General features: G+C 71.1%; 11 protein-coding genes. 3 read left to right on the forward strand and 8 right to left on the reverse strand.

Annotated elements, in window-relative coordinates:
- Window positions 1-36: 36 nt before the first annotated feature.
- A complete protein-coding gene (locus AS97_RS20800) occupies window positions 37-345 on the reverse strand; it encodes a hypothetical protein (RefSeq protein WP_236670504.1) in 309 nt (102 codons plus the stop codon).
- Complete coding sequence (locus AS97_RS20805; RefSeq protein ID WP_247204445.1) at window positions 342-1,658, reverse strand: PspC domain-containing protein; 1,317 nt, start codon at window positions 1,656-1,658, stop codon at window positions 342-344. Before AS97_RS20805 ends, AS97_RS20800 begins: the two co-directional genes overlap by 4 nt.
- A gap of 122 nt (window positions 1,659-1,780) precedes the next feature.
- On the opposite strand from AS97_RS20805, the gene AS97_RS20810 reads away from it, so the two are divergent.
- On the forward strand, window positions 1,781-3,640 hold the full coding sequence (locus AS97_RS20810; RefSeq protein WP_086710383.1) for a serine/threonine-protein kinase: 1,860 nt from the start codon (window positions 1,781-1,783) through the stop codon (window positions 3,638-3,640).
- Between the two features lie 106 nt (window positions 3,641-3,746).
- On the opposite strand, the gene AS97_RS20815 is transcribed toward AS97_RS20810, so the two are convergent.
- The 5 genes from AS97_RS20815 to guaA form a co-directional block, all read right to left on the reverse strand.
- On the reverse strand, window positions 3,747-4,328 hold the full coding sequence (locus tag AS97_RS20815; protein WP_236670151.1) for a DoxX family protein: 582 nt from the start codon (window positions 4,326-4,328) through the stop codon (window positions 3,747-3,749).
- Between the two features lie 77 nt (window positions 4,329-4,405).
- Complete coding sequence (locus AS97_RS20820) at window positions 4,406-5,701, reverse strand: hypothetical protein (protein WP_107119210.1); 1,296 nt, start codon at window positions 5,699-5,701, stop codon at window positions 4,406-4,408.
- Window positions 5,702-5,806: 105 nt separating this feature from the next.
- A complete protein-coding gene (locus AS97_RS20825) occupies window positions 5,807-6,604 on the reverse strand; it encodes a class II aldolase/adducin family protein (protein ID WP_125759977.1) in 798 nt (265 codons plus the stop codon).
- Window positions 6,605-6,669: 65 nt separating this feature from the next.
- On the reverse strand, window positions 6,670-7,281 hold the full coding sequence (locus AS97_RS20830; RefSeq protein ID WP_086710385.1) for a Uma2 family endonuclease: 612 nt from the start codon (window positions 7,279-7,281) through the stop codon (window positions 6,670-6,672).
- 139 nt (window positions 7,282-7,420) lie between these two features.
- Entirely contained in the window at window positions 7,421-9,007 is a 1,587-nt protein-coding gene (gene guaA / locus AS97_RS20835; protein WP_125759978.1) for a glutamine-hydrolyzing GMP synthase, read from the reverse strand.
- 286 nt (window positions 9,008-9,293) lie between these two features.
- Here guaA and AS97_RS20840 point away from each other — a divergent pair, with 286 nt between their 5' ends.
- Together AS97_RS20840 and AS97_RS20845 are read left to right on the forward strand one after the other, a co-directional pair.
- Window positions 9,294-9,596, forward strand: a complete 303-nt coding sequence (locus tag AS97_RS20840; protein WP_059143599.1) for a chorismate mutase — start codon at window positions 9,294-9,296, stop codon at window positions 9,594-9,596.
- 764 nt (window positions 9,597-10,360) lie between these two features.
- The gene (locus tag AS97_RS20845) at window positions 10,361-11,365 is read left to right on the forward strand and encodes an LAETG motif-containing sortase-dependent surface protein (protein WP_107119208.1); all 1,005 of its coding nucleotides are present in this window, start codon (window positions 10,361-10,363) and stop codon (window positions 11,363-11,365) included.
- Window positions 11,366-11,435: 70 nt separating this feature from the next.
- Here the strand turns inward: AS97_RS20845 and AS97_RS20850 are convergent, their stop codons facing one another.
- On the reverse strand, window positions 11,436-13,277 hold the full coding sequence (locus AS97_RS20850; protein ID WP_125759979.1) for a GMC family oxidoreductase: 1,842 nt from the start codon (window positions 13,275-13,277) through the stop codon (window positions 11,436-11,438).
- Window positions 13,278-13,294 lie beyond the last annotated feature (17 nt).

The following is a 13,294-nucleotide window of genomic DNA, read 5'->3' on the forward strand; positions in this document are numbered from 1 at the left end:
CCACACACGCGCCCGGCCACCGCCCCCACAGGCGCCTCAGCCCCCGCTCTCGGCTACACCCTCCTCAGGGGTCGCACGCCGCGACCGGCGACGGAGGGCGTAGGTGAGGGCCGAGGTCAGGGCCGCCACGCACAGGCCGCCCAGGAGCGCCGGGAGGACGATCTCCGGGCGGACGTCCCACTCTCCGGCCGCGTCCATCCCGTACGCGGCGGCCACGCCCAGGATCACCAGGCCGGCCACCAGCTTGCCCGGCTCGAACGCATGGCGGGTCCGGTCGGGGGCCGAGTGACCGAGCGAGTGGTCGAACGAACGACCGAATGAATGACCGAATGACTGATGCCTCATGATCGCTTCACCTCCACGGTGCCCAGCCCCAGCTCCAGCTTCAGCAAGACCGTGCCCTCGGCCTTACCGCCGCCCGCCGGGCCCAGGGTGAGCTTCCGCTCCCGGCCCGGCCCGATGTCGACGTTGTTCGTCTTCTCGCCCGGAAGCCAGATGTCGCCGATCCCGACCTCGATGTCCAGCTTCACCCGGGCGTCGCGCGGAACCGTCACGGCCAGCTTGCCCGCGCCCATCTCCACCCCGCTGGAGACGGTGCCGCCCGCCTCCAGGGGCAGGCGGTCCAGCTTCAACTCGGCGACGCCGCCGCCCAGCTCATAGCCGTCGCGCAGGGAGCTGACGGAGGTCGGGGCCCAGGTGCGGCGGGCCCAGTCGGGGGTGACGGAATCGGGGAGGGCCGCCGCGCCCGCCAGCAGCCCGCTCGTAAGGAGCGCGAGGAACACCGTGCCGCCGCCGGCGCGGCCCCAGCGGGAGCTGATGACGAGGGCCAGCCCGAAGACGCCCAGCGCGCAGGCGAACCCGATCTCGAGGCTGGTGCCCAGCGGCTGGGAGGACCACCCCGCCCGCGCCCCCACCACGGCCGCGGCGACCGCCACCAGGAAGGCCCAGCCGCCGATCGACGCCCGGTCCCGCACCCGGCGGGCCCGCTCCGTCTTCGCCTCCGCCTTGTCGTACGGGCCGTCGTCCGGCCCCCACAGATAGCCGGTACGCGATCCGGCACCTGACCCCGCGGCGAAGCCGAGCGGCCCGGTCGTGCCGTCCTTGACGATCGGGTCGCGCCACCAGGACGGGGCGGGGCCGCCGCGCGTGGGCGGGGCCTTGGTCTCGGGCGGCGCGTCGGCGACCGCCTGGGCCGTGGCCGGGTCCACCGCGCCCACGCTCACCGCCTGGCGGCGGTGGTGCGACCAGTAGCCCGCACCGGCCGCCGCGAGGGTGAGCATGAACGAGAAGTACATGACGCCGCCGTTGTTGAGCATCGACAGGAACAGCCCGCAGCCCACCAGCGCCACCAGCACCGCCGTCAGCCCCGGCCCCTCGACCCGCCCCGAGAGCAGCCTGCGCCCCTCGTTCTCGTCCTCGCCGTGGAACGGGATCAGCAGCCAGCAGAAGCCGTACACGATCAGGCCGAGGCCGCCCGCGACGCCCAGCACCGACAGCACCACCCGGAAGATCACCGGGTCCAGATCGCAGTAGCGGCCGAGCCCTCCGCACACCCCCGAGATCACCTTATGGTCACGACTGCGCCGCAGTGGCGTCGGTGACGGGCGGGAACCGGAGGCGGCGTCGGCCTCGTCCGCCACGGTGGGTGCTTCGGTCATGCCTCCATGGTGACAACAGGGCCGTACCCGCGACATCCGGCATGCCCCTAGGTCTTCCCTGAGATCCCCCCAAGGGTCACGGCGGCTATCGTGTCGCATCGAACGTGTGGGAGGGGACAGCGGTGTCGGACGAAGGCCACCTGATAGCCGGACGTTACCGCCTGGTCGAGAAGATCGGCCGGGGCGGCATGGGCACGGTGTGGCGCGCGGAGGATGAACTGCTGGGCCGCCAGGTGGCGGTCAAGCAGCTCTACGTCTCTCCGCACCTCGCCGAGGACGAGCTGACGACGCTGCACGAACGCACCCGTCGCGAGGCGCGCAGCGCGGCCCGCATCACCCACCCCAATGTGGTCGTGGTCCATGACGTGGTGGACCACTACGGACTGCCGTGCATCGTCATGGAGTACGTGCCCTCCACGACCCTCGCCGACCTGCTGAAGAACGGCGGACGGGTCGCCCCCGACGAGGCCGCCCGCATCGGCCGCGGCATGGTCGCCGCCCTGCGCGCCGCGCACGCGGCCGGGGTGCTGCACCGGGACGTCAAGCCCGGCAATGTGCTGCTCGGCCCCGAAGGCCGGGTCGTGCTCACGGACTTCGGCATCGCGATGGCCACCGGCACCTCGACACTGACCAAGACCGGCGAGGTCGTCGGCTCCATCGACTACATCGCGCCCGAGCGGGTCAGGGGCCGCAAGCCCGGCCCCGCGTCGGACCTCTGGGCGCTGGGGGCGACGCTCTACCAGGCGGTCGAGGGGCGGCCGCCGTTCCGCAAGGCCACGGCCATCGAGACGGGTTACGCGATCGCCGTCGATCCGCTGGACCCGCCCAAACAGGCGGGGGCGCTGGGTCCGCTGATCGAGCGCCTGCTGGCGAAGGAGCCGGAGCTGCGGCCCTCGGCGGAGGAGACCGAACAGGCGCTGCGGATGCCGGCGGCGGAGGCGGAGACGACATCGCTCTCGACGCCGCCGATCGACGCGACCATGAATCTGTCGACGCGACGGGAGCCCGGCGCGGCCACGGGCGGGACCACGAGCACCACATCGCCCGCCTCGCCGAACCCGCCCACGACATCGACCCCGTATTCACACACGACCCACACGCCGAGCACGCCGCACACGCCCAGCGCGCCGCACACGCCGAGCACTCCGCACCCCTCGGACCCCCGCCTTCCGCACCACACCCCGCCGGGCACCGGGAACACGCCGGGCCCGCAGCACACCTCGGGCACCGCGAACATCCCCGGCCAGCAGCACACCCCGCCCACGTCCACGCCGTTCACCGCGTCGACGCCGTCCATGACGACCCCGACGCCCATGCCCCCGTCCGCTCCGGCGCGCAACAGCCGTAAGGCGGTACGGACGGCCGTGGCGGCCTCCCTGGCGGTCGTGACCGTGGCGGGCGGCGTCTATCTGTTCGGCTTGGACCACGACAACGGCAAGAAGAACGGCGGAGGTCAGTCCTCCGCCACGGGCACGCCGTCGTCCGCCGCGAACAAGCCGTACACCCCGCCGTCCGGCTACCACATCGTCACCGAGAAGAAGTTCGGCTTCTCGCTGCCCATCCCCGACGGCTGGTCCCGCCAGGAGAAGTCCGACCCCGACGGCAACACGGTCGACCGCACCCAGGAGGTCCGCTACCTCGACCCCAACGGGCTGGTCGGCCTGCGGATCAACGTCCTGGACTTCGCCTCCGGCGACCAGGTCCAGCACTTCGAGGACCTCGAGGTCGGGTTCAAGGACAAGAAGGAGTACCCGATCTACCAGCGGTTGCGGCTGCAGGAGACGAAGTACCAGGGCTTGCCGGCCGCCATCTGGGAGTTCAAATTCCGCGGCGAGGTCCGGATGTACCGCGCGATCGACCTCGGCTTCGGCAAGGAGGGCGAGAAGGAGTACGCGATCTACCTGAGCGGCCCGGACGCGGACTGGGGCACCACTCGGCCGATCTTCGACGAGGTCCGGGACGGCTTCCGCATCCTCGGCTGACGGGCCGGGGCCCGGGGCCCCGGCCACGTCCTGCGTGAAGCGCCATGCCCCACGTGAAGCGCCATGCCCCACGTAAAGCGCCATGCCCCGCATGAAGCGTCACGCCCTACATGAAGAGCTGCGAGCCCTGCCGGCGACGGCGCCTGGAGATGACGACGTCCAGGGAGAGATACGGCGCACCGGCCAGCACCAGCGGCAGCCACGCCATCAGATAGGCCAGGTCGTTGCCGTAGTAGTAGGGATCCGACTGCCAACTGACCGTGAGCCACAGGCTCAGGGAGATCAGCGCGCCACCGAAGGCGGCCAGGCGGGAGAGAAGGCCCACCAGGATGCCGAGGCCGACGGCCAGTTCGCCGTAGGCCATGGCGTAGCCGAAGGCGGTGGGGTCCTTGAGGGCCTGGTCGACCATCCACGGCAGGGCCGAGCTGTCCCGCACCTGACGCATCAGCTCGCCGATCGAGCCGGTGCCCGAGTCGGACAGGAAGGCCGAGTCGGTGAGTTTGTCGATCCCGGCGTAGACGAAGGTGACGCCGAGGAAGATCCGCAGTGGCAGCAGCGCGTAACGGGCGGCCGTGGCCCGAATTCCCACGGGCTGCTGCCCGCCTATGCCGCTCACGCCGCTCACCCCGTGCACGCTGCCGCCGCTGCCCGCCGTGCCCGAACCGGCCATACGATCCGCGTGTCTCATGCCGCCCGCCTCTCCCGTCGCGCCGCTACTTCGTTGCGCGTTCGACAAAACCATACGGAGCGGCAGGCCGGAACGACTCAGTCCATGACATCGATGGGATAGGGGTTGGTCTCCGCGCCCGAGGCCGTCACGACCTGTACATCCACCCGGCCCGGTTCCACGTCCACCGGGACCGGCACCGTGAGGGCGGTGTCGGTCGGGCTGCTGAAGCCGCCGGCGACCGGGACCAGCGGCACATGGACGTGCACCGTGCCGATGCGGACGACCAACTTGGCCAGCAGGTCCGGGCCCTGGGCGCCCGGCGGGACGAAGCCGCTGCCGCGGATCTCGATGTCGTCGCCGGTGCGGATCGGGGCGTCGCGGTCGATGGCGCCCTCCTCCGGGCGGACCCGTACGACGGACAGCACGGTCGGCCGGCCGCCCTCCGCGTACTTCCCGGTCAGGTACATCACCACCGATACGGCCGCCAGCAGCGCCAGGCCCCACGGCACATCGGGCAGCCGCCACGGCTCGCGGCCGAGGCGGACGGCGGTGCAGGCGAGGACCGCGGTGTGGACGACGACGTACTGCACATCGGCGAAGCTGCCGCGGCCCGCGTCGTCGGTCAGCAGATCGGCGGCGCGCGGGCGCACCGCCCGCACCTTCTGCAGCCGCTGCGCCCGCACCCGGGCCGCCACGAAGAGCCGTGCCAACACCGCGGTCACACACGTCAACGCGGCGACCGTAAGGAGCCCGGCGGCACGGTCGAGGGCCAGCCCGTCGGTCAGCCGCTGCCGGTCGCCGGGGGCCACGGCCAGCTCGACGCCGAGCACCAGCACCGCGAAGACCGCGATCAGCAGCCAGGCGGCGGCGACGGCGCGGGAGGTGGAGAGGCGGTTGTCCTCACCGACGAGCGGGGCGAGCGGCCCGCCGTCCGCACGGTGCAGCCGGGCGGTGAGGGTCAGCAGCGCGGCGGTGAGCACGGCGGCGGTGAGCCCGGCCGTCCGCGCGACCGACCAGCCCGCGCCGATCGCCGTGGCCAACTGGCCGATCAGCAGCGCCCCGACCGCGCCCCACACCACGAACACGGTGCGCCGCCAGACCCGGTGCCGCCATGCCGAGGTCTCGGCGCGGCCGCTGTCGGCGACCGAACGGGCCGCCTGGGACAGCTCGTCCGAGACCCACTGCCGGGACGCCCCTGCCGAGTGGACGAGAGCCGCTGGAAGGCCCTCTCCGGCCGCGAAACGCTCCCGCAGGGCCACGAACGCGGCCACGGCCCGTCGATGGCCCTCACGGGCCCCCTGAGAGCATTCACAGCCCGTGTGGCCGTGGGGATGCCCATGGGGGTGCTGTCCTTCTGCCGTCGTGGCGTTCTCCGCCGTCTCCACCGCCACGCGGGTCGCTCCGTCGTTCACTCGTTCCGTACGGGACCGCGGGTTCGCGCGGCACCGCCCAACTGCCAGGTGTTGAGAGGGGATTGTGCCGCACCGCGGAGGGTGTCAGCTCAGCAGGTCCGGCTCATCGCGGGTGATCTGCAGATACAGAGGTTGATAGTTGATCCAGGCCACAAGATCGTTTCCCAGCTGCTCACGGGTCCGCATCGCGTCGCCGTAGTCGATGGGCACCGGCTTGCCCGACGCCTTCGCGGTGAGCTGCACCTGGGCGGCCCGCTCCATCGTGATGAACCACCACGCGGCCGCGTCGACCGAGTCCCCGACCGTCAGCAGACCGCGATTGCGCAGGATGAGGGCCTTGTACCCGCCGAGCGCGGCGGCGATCGCGCGCCCCTCCTCCTCGTCCACGACGACGCCCGTGGTGCCCCCGTAGACCGCGTGGTCGTCGAAGAACGCGCAGACCTCCTGGGTGATCGGCTCCAGCGGCTCGCCGAGCGCGGCCAGCGCGCGGCCGTGCACCGAGCGGCTGTGCGCGACGGCCACGACGTCCGGCCGCGCCTGATGCACGGACGAGTGAACGACGAAGGCCGCCTGGTTGACGTGGGCGCGCCCCTCCACCACCTGGCCCGCCTGATTGACGAGGAGCAGATCGCTCACGGTGATATGGCCGAAGGGCACGCCGAAAGGGTTCACCCAGTAGCAGTCGGTGAATTCCGGGTCCCGCACGGTGATGTGCCCCGCGACCCCCTCTTCGTACCCGAACCGCCCGAACAGGCGCAGCGCCGCCGCCAGCCGCTCCTTGCGATAGCGGCGCTCGTCGTGGGGCGAGGCGTGCTGCGGGGGCATGGTGAACCGCAGCTGGTCGGTCGGTATCGGGGTGGGGGTCTGCGGCTGGTCCGTCATCGGCGGCTCCGCTCCTCGGGGGTGCTGAAGCGGAAGCTACCTCTGGGTATCGCAGGAGGCCAGAGTCAGGGCCTACGGCGATTGATCGCGGTGAGGTCGATCTCGATGGGGAACGGAACAGTCAGGGTGAGCTTGTCGTGGTAGATGCCGGCGGGTTGGTACGCCTTAACAGCGGGATCGAGCTCATAGACGTAGACCACGGGGAGGCCGCAGTCGTCCTCCACCCGCCAGAAATGCGGCACACCCGCACCGGCGTACTTGCGCGGCTTGACCTCACGGTCACGCGCCTTGGAGTCCAGCGAAACCACTTCGATGGCCAGCACAACGTCCTCTGCCCTGTAAAAGGTGTCGCGGGGCCCGGCATCCGCACCGGCCCGAAGGACCAGGACATCGGGTTCCAGGCGGTTGATGTCGTCCAGCTTGACTGTCATCTCCCGCATGACGTCCAACGCATCCGATGCCTGGTCCAGCAGGGCGAACTCGGATAGCCGCATGGCACGTGAGTGGAATGCGGTCTGTGGACTCATGAAGACGAGACTCCCGTCGATCAGCTCCGTGTGCGGAGGAAGATTCGGAAGCCGGTCGAGATCGTCCGCCGTCCAGCCGCCCTGCGGCGGGCGGGGCCACTCGCACTGCCCGTACTGCTCGTCCAGCTCGTACTCGCGTGCGGCGCTCATGATTGCTCCCATGGGACGGAGTCTCGCCTCTGCGGTCAGAGTACCCAGCCCGAACACCGACGCCGCCACTCAAACGAATGAGCGACGGCGTCAGCGTTTGACGATCAGATGACCATCCGACCCGGAGGGAGTGCGGCGATCACTCCCACTCGATGGTGCCGGGCGGCTTGCTGGTGATGTCGAGCACCACCCGGTTGACCTGGTCGACCTCGTTCGTGATGCGGGTCGAGATCCGCGACAGCACGTCGTACGGCAGCCGCGACCAGTCGGCCGTCATCGCGTCCTCCGAGGAGACCGGGCGCAGCACGATCGGGTGGCCGTAGGTGCGGCCGTCGCCCTGGACGCCGACCGAGCGGACGTCGGCGAGCAGGACCACCGGGCACTGCCAGATGTCCCGGTCCAGACCGGCGGCGGTCAGCTCCTCGCGGGCGATGGCGTCGGCCTCGCGCAGCAGGTCCAGGCGCTCCTTGTTGACCTCGCCGACGATGCGGATGCCCAGGCCCGGGCCCGGGAAGGGCTGGCGGTGGACGATCTCGTCCGGGAGGCCGAGCTCCTGGCCGACCATCCGCACCTCGTCCTTGAACAGCCGGCGCAGCGGCTCGACGAGCTGGAACTCGATGTCGTCGGGCAGCCCGCCCACATTGTGGTGGGACTTGATGTTGGCGGTGCCGGTGCCGCCGCCGGACTCCACGACGTCGGGGTAGAGGGTGCCCTGGACCAGGAACTCCACGTCCTCCCCGGCCGCGCCCGCCTCGGCCACGAGCTCGGCCTGGGCCTGCTCGAAGACCCGGATGAACTCCCGGCCGATGATCTTCCGCTTCTCCTCGGGGTCGGACACCCCGGCGAGCGCGGACAGGAACCGCTCCTCGGCCTCGACGACCTTGAGCTGCACCCCGGTGGCCGCCACGAAGTCCTTCTCGACCTGCTCGGACTCGCCCTTGCGCATCAGGCCGTGGTCCACGTACACGCAGGTGAGCTGGTCACCGATGGCCTTCTGGACGAGGGCCGCGGCCACCGCGGAGTCCACTCCGCCGGACAGGCCGCAGATCGCGCGCTTGGTGCCGACCTGCTCCCGGATCGCGGCCACGGACTCCTCGACCACATTGGTGGTGGTCCAGGTGGGCTCCAGGCCGGCGCCCCGGTAGAGGAAGTGCTCCAGCACCTGCTGGCCGTGGGTGGAGTGCATCACCTCGGGGTGGTGCTGTACGCCGTACAGCCTGCGCTCGTCGCATTCGAAGGCCGCGACCGGGACCACTTCGGTGGACGCGGTGACGGTGAAGCCCTCGGGGGCCTCGGAGCAGGCGTCGCCGTGCGACATCCACACCTGCTGCTCCTCGGGGGTGCCCGCGAAGAGCGTCGAGCCCTGCTTGGTGACGGTGAGCGCCGTGCGGCCGTACTCCCGCGCCCCCGTGTTGTCCACGGTGCCGCCGAGCGCCGTGGCCATCAGCTGGAAGCCGTAGCACATGCCGAAGACCGGGACGCCCGCCTCGAAGATCGCGCTGTCGAGCGAGGGCGCGCCCTCGGCGTAGACCGACGAGGGACCGCCGGAGAGGATGATCGCCTTGGGGTTCTTGGCGAGCATCTCGGCCACCGGCATGGTGGACGGAACGATCTCGCTGTAGACCCGGGCCTCACGGACCCTGCGGGCGATGAGCTGGGCATACTGCGCGCCGAAGTCGACGACCAGGACGGTGTCGGGGGCGGCAGCAGGGGACGCTGATGGCACTTCGGCGGCCTTCCGGCGGTGGTGGCGTGCGGTGGAACCGTCTGCGGCGGGACCGCAGGTTTGGACTTTCGATTCTAACGGGCTCATAATCGACGCCATGTCCACGCACATGACCTTCGTCTTTACCTATGGCACCGGCCCGTCCGGCTGCCATGGTCGTGCTGCGTAAACACTGACAGCGACTTCCCAGGCGCCCCGGGCCGGCAAAGGCCCGGGGCGCTCTGTCTTTCCTCCGGGCCGTTGCCGGACTCCAGGGCTCCGCGATCACGGACCAGGAGATACGGACATGAGCAGCAGCAGTACGGCGACGGAGAGCACGGAGACCGCGGCCACGGAGACAACGGGGGCCGCCGATGTGATCGGCACCGCGCGGGAGCGGATCGACGCCCTCGACGGGCAGATCCTCGATCTCGTCCGGGAGCGGATGGCCGTATCGGCCGGCATCCAGGAGGCGCGGATCGCGTCGGGCGGGCGGCGGGTGCAGCTCTCCCGCGAGATGGAGATCCTCGACCGCTACCGGCAGCGGCTGGGCAAGCCCGGTACGACGCTCGCCATGACGCTGCTGGAGCTGTGCCGGGGCCGGGTCTGACACCGCTGCCTCCCGGCCGGGCGGAGAGCCCAGCGGAGGACCTGCCCACCAGGCGACGGGGCCCCTCGGACAAGCGAAGGGCCCCGGGGGCGCCCGAACGGAGCGGGCGCCCCCGGGGCCCTAGGCGGTCAGCACCGGCGTCAGGGCAGCGCCGGTGCTGAGAGGCGGCGCCGGGGGGTTGCGCCGCTGGCTTCTGGGGCCCGTATGTCAGGGGTGTCTGAACGGCGTACGCCCGCGTGGTCGGACCAATGTCGGGGTGTGACCGGGGGCGTTCTCCCTCTCAGCATCGTGGTGGATGCGGAGCGCCGGGCGCAACCGTTTCGACCGGATACGGTCGGCCCCAGGCGTCCCCGGGACCGACCGTCCTTGAGGTGATGACCGGGCTGCTGTCCCCTGCCGACCGGCCACCTCGCCGATGCGAGGTCCCACGACGCGCCGCCTGAATCACCAAGGGGCCGCGTCTCATCGCTTCGGCGGATCTGAGCCACGCGTGGATTTCTCCGGGCCGCTCCTGGCTGGCGCGGCACCGGGCACAACGAGCCCCCGCGCGGGCCGGTCACCCGCCGTACGGGTGATGACGTGCGGGGCCGAACCCCCGTGGCGGATTCTGTGACCATTCTGTGAGCAACTGTGAAGGCAACCTTTCGGCCATTCGCCTGGTCATGTACGTGCAAACGCACGGGCCACACCCGCGCCCCCACCGCGACGGCCTTCCACATGCGTATCGCCCCCCGGGTGATACGTACGGACCCAGAGAGGTCTTCATGAAGCTTCGCCGCGCCCTGGCGGCTGCCGCAGCTACGGCCGCCATAGCACCCGCCGCACTTCTCGCGGCCCCCGCCGCCTTCGCGGAGACGCCGAGCGAGAGCCCGTCGCCGTCCGCCTCCGAAACCGTGACGCAGTCCCCAGAGGACCCGTCCCCGTCGCCGACGGAGACCACTCCGACCGAGGAGCCGACGCCGACCACCCCGGCACCGTCCACGAGCGCCACCGAGGCTCCGACCCCCGGCGGCACTCCCTCGTCCACCCCGACCGAGACCGCCACGCCGACCACCGGGCCGACCGAGGAGCCGGGCGGCGAGTGCGCGGACGACGGGGACTACAACGAGGACCCGGAGCTCAGCACGACCCTGGTCGGCCTGCCGTCGAAGGTCGTGGCGGGCAGCGGCTTCCACGGCTTCACGTTCCAGGTGAAGAACGACTCGGACCGCAGCTACCAGCGGGTCGACTTCGGGCTCTTCGCGGGCACGGTGCACGAGTCCGCCCCCGACGGGACGGGCAAGTACCTGACCCTTCAGTACAAGGACCCCGAGACCGGCGCCTGGAAGGCGATCTCCACCGACGAGAACGACGCGGGCTCCGGCTACATCGGCTACACCGATGTGCGTCCGCACGAGACCCTCAAGGTCGACCTCCGGCTGAGCGTCGCCAAGAGCGCGCCCGAGGGCTTCGGCTACGCCATCAGCGTCGGCGTGTACGCGGACGACGAGGGCAACTGCGTCTACTCGACCGGTGAGTACTACGAGTTCGACGTGCTCAAGGCGGGTTCGGAGCCGGGCAAGGTGCCCCCGGCCGATCCGAAGCCGCAGGGTGGCAAGAAGCCGCTGCCGCACAAGCCGGAAGGCAACACGGAGATCAGCCCGCAGGGCAGCCTGGCCGAAACGGGTTCCTCGTCGGCGCTGCCGATGATCGCCCTGATCGGTGGTGTGGCGATGGCCGCGGGCGGAGGTGCGGTCTTCGTGGTCCGCCGCCGTCGCGCCACCGTCTGACGGTTCTGAGCCCGGCGGTTTTCAGGGGGCGGGCGCGGGCCGGTGGCCGGCCCGCGCCCGCCCCCTCCGCTCAGGCCGAAGGTGCCGCCGGACCCGGCGGGACCTTCGGCACCGGCAGCAGCGGGAGCCTCAGTGCGCCGAAGGCGTCCGCCGGTACGGCGGGGCTGCCCGGCGGGACGGGCTGGAGGCGTTCGTACGGCGCCTCCTGGGCCGGGCGGGGGTCGGCCTCGCCCTTGTTGGGCCACAGGGACATCGCCCGCTCGGCCTGGGCCGTGATGGTCAGGGACGGGTTGACCCCCAGGTTGGCCGAGACGGCGGCGCCGTCGACCACATGGATGCCCGGATGGCCGTAGAGCCGGTGGTACGGGTCGATGACGCCCTCCTTGGGGGACGCCCCGATCGGGCAGCCGCCGAGGAAGTGGGCGGTCAGCGGAGTGCCCATGAGCTCGCCCACGTTGCTGCCCGCGAAGCCGTTGATCGAGTCGGCGATATGGCGGGCGGCCTCGGCGCCTTCGGGGATGTGGTCGGGGTTGGGCTCGCCGTGGCCCTGACGGGCGGTGAGCAGCCCCTTCCCCGGCCCCCTCGGTTTGCGGTAGGTGGTCAGCGAGTTGTCGTGCGTCTGCATGACCAGGCCGATGATGGTCCGCTCGGACCAGCGGCGGTTGGACAGCGAGCGCACGGCCAGGCTGGGATGCCGGAGGTTGGCCCCCAGGAAGCGCAGCCAGCGCGGAAGCCGGCCGCCGTGCGGGATCTGCAGAATGGAGAGCATCCCCATCGCGTTGGATCCCTTGCCGTAACGGACCGGCTCGATATGGGTGTTCTCGTCGGGGTGGATGGACGAGGTGATCGCGACACCCCGGGTGAAGTCCGCCCGCTCCTCCCCGCCCCGGGCCCGGCGGTAGCGGCGGTCGGTGGTCTGCGCGCCCACCAGGGCCTCTGAGTTGGTGCGGGTGAGGATGCCGAGCCGATCCGAGAGGCGCGGCAGCAGCCCCTTGTCCCGCATCGTGTGCAGCAGCGTCTGGGTGCCGTACGTACCGGCGGCGAGGACGACGTACCGGGAGCGCAGCGCCTTCGGCTCGCCCTTACGGCGGTTGTCGGTGGGGACGGTGGTGACCGTATAGCCGCCGTGCGGATCGTCGCGGAGGGCGACGACGGTCGTCATCGGGTGGACGACGGCACCGGCCCGCTCGGCGAGGTGGAGATAGTTCTCGTTGAGGGTGTTCTTGGCGCCGTGGCGGCAGCCGGTCATGCACTCACCGCACTCCGTGCACGCCTTACGGGTGGGACCGGAGCCGCCGAAGTACGGGTCGGGCACGGCCTGTCCCGGCTCGGCCCTCGTGGCGCCGTCGGCGTCGTGGCCGTCCCCGAAGAAGACTCCCACGGGCGCCATGTGGAAGGTGTCCCCCACGCCCATCTTCTCGGCGGCCGCCTTGAGGTGGACATCGGAGGGGGTGAGGGTGTGGTTGAGGCGCGCCCCGAGCATCCGCCGCGCCTGGTCGTAGTAGGGGCGCAGTTCGTCCTGCCAGTCGGTGATGTGCCCCCACTGGCGGTCCCGGAAGAACCGCTCGGGCGGTACGTAGAGCGTGTTGGCGTAGTTGAGCGAGCCGCCCCCGACCCCGGCGCCCGCCAGCACCATGACCTTGCCGAGGACATGGATGCGCTGGATGCCGAAGCAGCCGAGGGCCGGGGCCCAGAGGTAGTTACGGAGGTCCCAGGAGTTCTTGGGCAGGGTTTCGGGGGTGAAGCGGCGGCCCGCTTCGAGGACGCCGACCCGATAGCCCTTCTCGGTCAGGCGCAGGGCCGATACCGACCCGCCGAATCCCGAGCCGATCACGATCACGTCGTAGTCGAACTCACCCTCATCGGGCCCGGTCTCTCGCTCCCGGCTGTGGGCAGACTTCTCCCCTGACACGGGTACCTCCCTTGAAC

The sequence above is a fragment of the Streptomyces sp. AgN23 genome (assembly GCF_001598115.1).
Lineage (GTDB): Bacteria > Actinomycetota > Actinomycetes > Streptomycetales > Streptomycetaceae > Streptomyces > Streptomyces antimycoticus.